The sequence below is a fragment of the Catenulispora pinistramenti genome (assembly GCF_018274385.1).
Classification (GTDB): Bacteria; Actinomycetota; Actinomycetes; order Streptomycetales; family Catenulisporaceae; genus Catenulispora; species Catenulispora pinistramenti.
This window is the reverse complement of record NZ_JAAFYZ010000343.1, coordinates 1-7,412: the sequence shown is the minus strand read 5'-3', so window position 1 is coordinate 7,412 and position 7,412 is coordinate 1. Positions and strand designations below refer to the sequence as shown.

The following is a 7,412-nucleotide window of genomic DNA, read 5'->3' as shown; positions in this document are numbered from 1 at the left end:
GCCGAACCCCCTCCCGGCCACTCGGCCACCACCCGCACGCCCTACGCCGTGCTGGCCGAAGGGGAACATTAGCGTGCCCCCGCCCCGTCCGCCCAGGTGGGCCCGCTCTGCGCGGCAGTGGCTGCCATTCCATACTGCCGTGCCGGGACGGCGGGAGGCGCTGCGGCGGGGTGTTTCTTTGGTAAAGGCCGGCGAGTCTCGCGCGATGACGCCGCGAAGCAGAACGCTGAATCGGGGGCCTTACTTCAACCCGCCCCGCAGCGCGTCAACCCGCCCCAGTGCCGCATCGAACCCACTCCGGCTCAGCTTCCCGCTGTTCACCCCGTCCACGATCGCCGCGGCGGCCGCGTCCCCCTGCGCCGGGTCGCCGGAGGAGCACAGCAGCAGGTCCATGCCCGCCTCGGCGGCGGACAGGGCGCGGTTGCCCGGGCTGCCGTATGCCTGGAGCGCGCCGGCCTCCAGCGCGTCCGTGATCGTCACGCCCTTGAAGCCGACGCGGTCGCGGAGTTCGCCCTGGACCACCGTGGAGGACATGCCGGCCGGGCGGTTCGGGTCCAGGTTCGTGTAGACCGCCCAGGACAGCATGACCAGCTTCACGCCGTTCTGCACCGCCGCCGCGTAGGGCAGCTCGTCGATGGTGCGCAGGTTGTTCAGGGACACCGTCAGGGTGACCGGGCGCTCGTCGGTGTTGGCGCCGTTCGGGGCGGAGCCGAGGCCGGGGAAGTGCTTGGCGGTGGCCGCGACGCCGGTGTTCTGCTGCGCCGTCAGGAAGGCCGACGCCAGTTGGGAGACCGTGTTCGGGTTCTCGCCGAAGGAGCGCTGGGCGGCGTCGATGAAGTCGCCGGGGGAGCGGGAGACGTCCAGGACCGGCGCGAGGTTCAGGTTCATGCCCACGCCCGACATGTTCTGTCCGGCCTCGGTGCCGGCGTCGGTGGCGGCGCCGACCGGGTTTGAGCTCTCGCCGATCTGCTTGGCCGAGATGTTCGGCGGCCCGGGCAGCCGCTTGACGATGCCGCCCTCCTGGTCGGTCATCAGCAGCAGCGGCAGGTGCACCGGGCTGGCCGCCTGCGCCTGCCGCAGCTCGGTGATCACGCCGGTGATCTGCGACTGGCTGGAGATGTTGCCGCCGAAGAAGATCACGCCGCCCACGTCGCCCTGCCGGATCTGGTCCAGCAGGTGCTGCGGGGGCGTCAGGCCCTGGTAGGAGTAGATGATGCGCTGCCCGACCTGCTGCTGGAGCGTCAGGTTCGAGGTCGCCGAGGAGGAGGACGAGGAACTGGGCGGCGTCGTGGGTGGCGCGCTGGACGAGGAAGACGACGACGAGGAGGAAGACGAGGACGACGAAGAAGTCGTGCTCGGCGTCGACGTCGAGGAGGAGGTCGACGGAGGCGTCGTCGAAGAGCTCGACGTGCTCCCGTTCGCCGCCGTCTTCGATCCGCTGCTGGAGCACGCCCCGCTCAGCAACCCCACCGCCGCCAGCAGCGCGAACGCCGCCGCGCCGCCGGTCCTCGTGCTCCGTCCAGTCCGCAACCCAGCTTCAGCCATGGTCTCTACCTTGGCCAAAGCCGCCGCGAGATGCCAGCCGGATGGGCCGTTTCGGTGCCTGCCCGCCGACGGCCGGACCATGCACAGACCATGCACAGGCCTGGACACCCGGCACCCAGGCGGTAGCCCGGAACGGCCCCCGCACCGGCTACGACGCCTGCAAGGCCCGAGCCGCCGGCGCCGGCACCAGCTCCACCGCCCGGATCCGCTCCGCCCGCAGCGGCGAGGCCGGGGCCAGGATCACCTCGTCCGCGCCGGTCCGCTCGGCCAGTCGCTCGATGTAGTCCGCGGCCTGCTCCGACGTCCCGGAAGCGGTGACCCGCATCATCGCGCGCACGTGCTCCCCGGACGGCGTCGCCAGCACCTGATCCAGCTCATCGTCGCTGAGCTCCGCCTCCCCGCGCACCAGGAACCGCTTGGCCCGCCACCGCAGCGCGGCCTGGTACTGGACCGCGGCCTCCTGCTCGGTCGGCGCCGCGATCAGGTTGGCCGCCACGATCAGATACGGCTCCGGATTCGCCGCGCTCGGCCGGTACTCCGACCGGTACAGCTGCGTGGCCTGCGCCAGCGCGTCCGGCGCGAAGTGCGACGCGAACGCGTACGGCAACCCCAGCGCCGCGGCCAGCTGCGCCCCGAACAGCGACGAGCCCAGGATGTACAGCGGCACGTTCGATCCGTCGCCCGGCGTCGCCCGCACCCCCGGGATCCGCGTCTCGCCGCTGAGGAACCCCTGCAACTCCAGCACGTCCTGCGGGAACGTGTCCGCCGACTCCGGACCGCGCCGCAACGCCCGCATCGTCGCCTGGTCCGACCCCGGCGCCCGGCCCAGCCCCAGGTCGATCCGCCCCGGATGCAGCGCCGCCAACGTCCCGAACTGCTCGGCGATGACCAGCGGCGAGTGGTTCGGCAGCATCACGCCGCCGGCCCCCAGCCGGATCCGCTCGGTGTTCGCCGCCACGTGCGCGATCACCACGCTGGTGGCCGCGGACGCGATCGCCGGCATGTTGTGGTGCTCGGCGTACCAGACGCGCTCGTAGCCGCTGCGCTCTGCGGCCCGCGCCAGCGGCACCGCGCCGTGCAGCGCGTCGCCCGGATGCTCGTCGGGCGCTACCGCGGCGACGTCGAGCAGCGAGTACTTCATGGATCCTCGTCTCCCGGAGCAGCCGGACGTTGGTGAGCGCCGCCCCGTGCGAACTGCATGATGCGATCTACAACTGTGCGACTGCGGCCAACGCCTGCCGCCCGGGCGGCATTCCCCACCGCCGCTGACCGCCACTTCAGCAGCGGGCGACCGCCACTTCGACGTCATGCCGACCGCCACTTTGAATCCATCCCGACCGCTACTTCGTCAGCAGGTCGGCGTGGAACTTCTTCGTCACCTCCGGCTGTGCGCGCAGATACCCCTTCAGCTCGTTCCGCCCGAACTCCGCGTACAGCGGGTTCGACGGATCATCCGTGGCCCCGGGCGCGTGGTGCGCGAGCGGGAAGTCCAGCGGCTCGATATGCGCGTCCAGCCGCGGGTTGTAGAAGAACGGCACCGAAAACCGCTCCCGCGCGTGCGGTGGGCTGACCACCCGGTGGCTCGTCGCCTTCAGATACCCGTCGGTGGCCACCTCCAGCAGCTCCCCGAGATTCACCACGAACGCCCCCGGCATCGGCGGCACATCCAGGAACGACCCGTCCGGACGCGCCACCTGCAACCCGCCCACGGAGTCCTGCAACAGCAGCGTGATGAAGCCGTAGTCCTTGTGCGTCCCCACGCCCTGAGCGGCGCCGTCCGGAGCCGTACCGGGGTAGCGCACCAGCTTCAGCCGCAGGTGCGGATGCCCGGCGAAGGCGTCGTCATAGAAATCCGGGCGCGCGCCGATCGACGCCAGCAACTCGTGCAACAACCGCCCCGACACCGCGCTGAGCTTGTCGATCCAGCCCAGCGTCGCGGTCCGCAGCTGCGGCAGCGCCTTCGGCCACTGGTTGGGCCCCTGCAACCACCAGTACGCCGGCTCCCCGGCCCCCGGCACGTGCGGCGGCAGCTCCAGCCCGATGTCCATCTGGTCCCGCCAGTCCCGGGCCCCGCCGGTCTGCTCGTGCCCGGTGCGGGTGTACCCGCGGAAGTGCGGCGAGTTGAGGTTGCTGACCGCCAGCCGGTCGGCCTCCGGCAACGCGAAGAACGACCGCATCGCATCGCTCAGCGCGGTCGTCTCGTTCGCGGTGACACCGTGCCCGACCAGCTGGAAGAAGCCGACGTCGGTGGCCGCGGCCCGCAGCGTCCCGTGCAGCCGGGCCCGGTCCTCGCCGGACCCGGCGGCCAGCGACAGGTCGACGACCGGCAGGCCCGGGCCGGTGCCGGTACCGGTGCCGGGGCCGGTACCGGGGCCGGTACCGGTGTCAGTGCGGGACGACTGGGTCACCACTCCACGGTAATACGCCGCGAGCCACCCGGCTGTTCGGTGAACCGGCAGGTCAGCTCACTTGACCAAGCATTCAGGCATTGTCATTACGCATGCGGTCTGTCGCACGCGCGGCTATTGCGGCGCATGCGGTCACCGCACATACGCCGCCAAGTGCTCCCCGGTCAGCGTCGACCGCCCGGCGACCAGATCCGCCGGCGTCCCCTCGAACACCACCCGCCCGCCGTCGTGCCCCGCACCCGGCCCGAGATCCACGATCCAGTCCGCGTGCGCCATCACCGCCTGGTGGTGCTCGATGACGATCACCGACTTCCCGGCCTCCACCAACCGGTCCAGCAACCCGAGCAGCTGCGCGACGTCGGCCAGGTGCAGCCCGGTGGTCGGCTCGTCGAGCACGTACACCCCGCCGTCCTCGGCCATCGCCACCGCCAGCTTCAGCCGCTGGCGCTCGCCGCCGGACAGCGTGGTCAGCGGCTGGCCCAGCGACAGGTAGCCCAGGCCCACATCGGACAGCCGGGACAGGATCTTGTGCGCGGCCGGCAGCTTCGCCTCGCCGTCGGCGAAGAACGCCTCGGCCTCGGCCACCGACAACGCCAGCACCGAGGCGATGTCGAGCCCGCCGAACTCGTACTTCAGCACCTCGGCCTGGTAGCGCTTGCCCTCGCACTCCTCGCAGACCGTCGCGACCCCGGCCATCATCGCCAGGTCGGTGTAGACCACGCCGGCGCCGTTGCAGTTCGGGCACGCGCCCTCGGAGTTGGCGCTGAACAGCGCCGGTTTCACGCCGTTGGCCTTCGCGAACGCCTTGCGGATCGGCTCCAGCAGCCCGGTGTACGTAGCCGGGTTGCTGCGCCGCGAGCCGCGGATCGGGCTCTGGTCGATCGACACGACGCCTTCCTGCTGCTTCGGCATCGAGCTGTGGATCAGCGAGCTCTTGCCGGAGCCGGCGACGCCGGTGACGACCACCAGCACCCCGAGCGGCAGATCGACGTCCACGTCCTGAAGGTTGTTCGCCGACGCCCCGCGGATCTGCAGCGCACCCTTCGGCGTCCGGGTCTGCTCCTTCAGCGCCGCGCGGTCGTCCAGGTGCCGTCCGGTGACCGTGTCACTGCCCCGCAGCCCCTCGATCGAACCCTCGAAGCACACCGTGCCACCGCCGGCCCCGGCGCCCGGCCCGAGGTCGACCACGTGGTCGGCGATCGCGATCAGCTCCGGCTTGTGCTCCACGACCAGCACCGTGTTGCCCTTGTCGCGCAGCCGCAGCAGCAGCTCGTTCATCCGCTGGATGTCGTGCGGGTGCAGGCCGACGGTGGGTTCGTCGAAGACGTAGGTGACGTCGGTCAGCGAGGACCCGAGGTGCCGGATCATCTTCACGCGCTGCGCCTCGCCGCCGGACAGCGTGCCGGAGGAACGGGACAGGGAAAGGTATCCGAGCCCGATCTCGACGAACGAGTCGAGGGTCTGCGACAGCGCCTCCAGCAACGGCGCCACCGAAGGCTCGACCAGATCGCGCACCCACTCGGCCAGATCGCTGATCTGCAGCTCGCAGGCGTCCGCGATGCTGATCCCCTTGATCTTCGAGGACCGCGCGCCCTCCGACAGCCGGGTCCCGGCGCAGTCCGGGCACGTGGTGAAGGTGACGGCCCGGTCCACGAAGGCCCGGATGTGCGGTTGCAGCGACTCCCGCTCCTTGGACAGCATCGACTTCGAGATCCGCGGGATCAGCCCCTCGTAGGTCATGTTGATGCCGGCGATCTTCATCCGGGTCGGCTCCCGGTGCAGGAAGTCCTTGAGCTCCTTCTTGGTGAACTTCTTGATCGGCTTGTCCGGGTCGAAGAAGCCCGACTCCGCGTACAGCCGCGAGTTCCAGCCGCCGCCGGAATACCCGGGGACGGTGATCGCGCCGTCGTTGATCGACCGGCTCTCGTCGTACAACTCGGCCAGGTCGATGTCGCTGACATCGCCCCGGCCCTCGCAGCGCGGGCACATGCCGCCGACGATGCTGAAGCTGCGGCGCTCCTTGACCGTCTGGCCGCCCTTCTCCATCGTGACCGCGCCGGCCCCGCTGATCGAGGCGACATTGAAGGAGTACGCCTTCGGCGAGCCCAGGTGCGGCTTGGCGAGCCGGCTGAACAGGATGCGCAGCATCGCGTTGGCATCCGTCGCGGTCCCGACCGTCGAGCGCGGGTCGCCGCCCATTCGCTGCTGGTCCACGATGATCGCGGTGGTCACGCCGTCCAGGACATCCACCTCGGGCCGGGCCTGCGTGGGCATGAAGCCCTGTACGAACGCGCTGTAGGTCTCGTTGATCAGCCGCTGCGACTCCGCCGCGATCGTGCCGAACACCAGCGAGCTCTTGCCGGAGCCGGACACGCCGGTGAAGACGGTCAGCCGGCGCTTGGGCAGCTCGATGCTGACGTCTTTGAGGTTGTTGACGCGGGCGCCGTGGACCCGGATCAGGTCGTGGCTGTCGGCGGCGTGCATGCTGCGGTTCTCCTCGCTGATGGCCTGGCGCTGCTGCGGGTCTGTTGCCGGGCTACTTCTGCTGCCGGGTCTACTTCCGTTACCGGACCTTGTTCCGCTACCGGGTCTACTTCTGCTGCTGGATACGGAGCAGGTTCCCGGCCGGATCCCGGAACGCGCAGTCCCGCACCCCGTACGGCTGGTCCGTCGGCTCCTGCACGACCTCCGCGTCGGCCGCCTGCAGCCGGTCGAACGTCCCGTCCACGTCGCCGGTGGCCAGCAGGAGCACAGCGTACGTGCCCTTGGCCATCATCTCGGCCAAGACCTGCCGCTCCGCCTCGGTGACCCCCGGATCCCCGCTCGGCGGGAACAACACGATCGACGTCCCGGGCTGCTCCACCGGCCCGACGGTGATCCACCGCAGCCCGTTGAACCCGACGTCGTTGCGCACCTCGAAACCGAGCACGTCCCGATAGAAGGCCAACGACGCGTCGGGATCGGTCTGGGGCAGGAAACTGGCACTGATGGTGAGGTCCATGCACTTCACCCTAGGTGGGCGCCCCCACCGGGGCTTCTCGAATCCTGATCGGTGCCACCCGCACCGGCCGGCTCACCCGCGTCGCCACACACGCCGGCAGCCCCGCCATCGCAAAAGCCGAGGCCCGCTTGTACTCGCTCGGCGGCATCCCCACCAACTCGGCGAACCGCGTACTGAACGTCCCCAACGACGAGCACCCGACCGCGAAGCACACCTCGGTCACGGTCAGATCGCCCCGCCGCAACAACGCCATCGCCCGCTCGATCCGCCGCGTCATGAGGTACGCGTACACCGACTCCCCATACGCGGCCTTGAACTCCCGGCTCAAATGCCCCGCCGACACATGCACCCCACGCGCCAACGCCTCCACATTGAGCGGCTGCGCGTACTCGCGATCGATGCGATCGCGGACCCGCCGCAGCCGGGCCAGGTCGGCCAGGCGCTGGTCGGGGGTGGGC

At 70.5% G+C, this 7,412-nt stretch carries 6 protein-coding genes; all 6 read right to left on the bottom strand.

From position 1 onward, the window contains the following. Positions 1-240 precede the first annotated feature (240 nt). Positions 241-1,545 carry a glycoside hydrolase family 3 N-terminal domain-containing protein gene (locus KGQ19_RS46150; RefSeq protein WP_212021559.1) on the bottom strand — a complete coding sequence of 435 codons (1,305 nt, stop codon included), beginning with the start codon at positions 1,543-1,545 and terminating at the stop codon, positions 241-243. A gap of 148 nt (positions 1,546-1,693) precedes the next feature. After that, on the bottom strand, positions 1,694-2,686 hold the full coding sequence (locus KGQ19_RS46145; protein ID WP_212021557.1) for an LLM class flavin-dependent oxidoreductase: 993 nt from the start codon (positions 2,684-2,686) through the stop codon (positions 1,694-1,696). A 199-nt stretch (positions 2,687-2,885) separates the two neighbouring features. Beyond that, positions 2,886-3,875, bottom strand: coding sequence for an isopenicillin N synthase family dioxygenase (locus tag KGQ19_RS46140; RefSeq protein WP_230420475.1), 990 nt, complete (start codon positions 3,873-3,875; stop codon positions 2,886-2,888). Between the two features lie 210 nt (positions 3,876-4,085). Then, positions 4,086-6,437, bottom strand: coding sequence for an ATP-binding cassette domain-containing protein (locus tag KGQ19_RS46135; RefSeq protein ID WP_212021553.1), 2,352 nt, complete (start codon positions 6,435-6,437; stop codon positions 4,086-4,088). A gap of 106 nt (positions 6,438-6,543) precedes the next feature. After that, on the bottom strand, positions 6,544-6,954 hold the full coding sequence (locus KGQ19_RS46130; RefSeq protein WP_212021550.1) for a VOC family protein: 411 nt from the start codon (positions 6,952-6,954) through the stop codon (positions 6,544-6,546). Between the two features lie 10 nt (positions 6,955-6,964). Beyond that, positions 6,965-7,393 carry a helix-turn-helix transcriptional regulator gene (locus KGQ19_RS46125; RefSeq protein ID WP_368862255.1) on the bottom strand — a complete coding sequence of 143 codons (429 nt, stop codon included), beginning with the start codon at positions 7,391-7,393 and terminating at the stop codon, positions 6,965-6,967. Between the last annotated feature and the right edge of the window lie 19 nt (positions 7,394-7,412).

Excerpts from the sequence above, each read along its gene's own strand:
- KGQ19_RS46145 (WP_212021557.1), bottom strand. The coding sequence starts at position 2,686 with ATGAAGTACTCGCTGCTCGACGTCGCCGCGGTAGCGCCCGACGAGCAT.
- KGQ19_RS46135 (WP_212021553.1), bottom strand. The coding sequence starts at position 6,437 with ATGCACGCCGCCGACAGCCACGACCTGATCCGGGTCCACGGCGCCCGC.
- KGQ19_RS46130 (WP_212021550.1), bottom strand. The coding sequence starts at position 6,954 with ATGGACCTCACCATCAGTGCCAGTTTCCTGCCCCAGACCGATCCCGAC.
- KGQ19_RS46150 (WP_212021559.1), bottom strand. The coding sequence starts at position 1,545 with ATGGCTGAAGCTGGGTTGCGGACTGGACGGAGCACGAGGACCGGCGGC.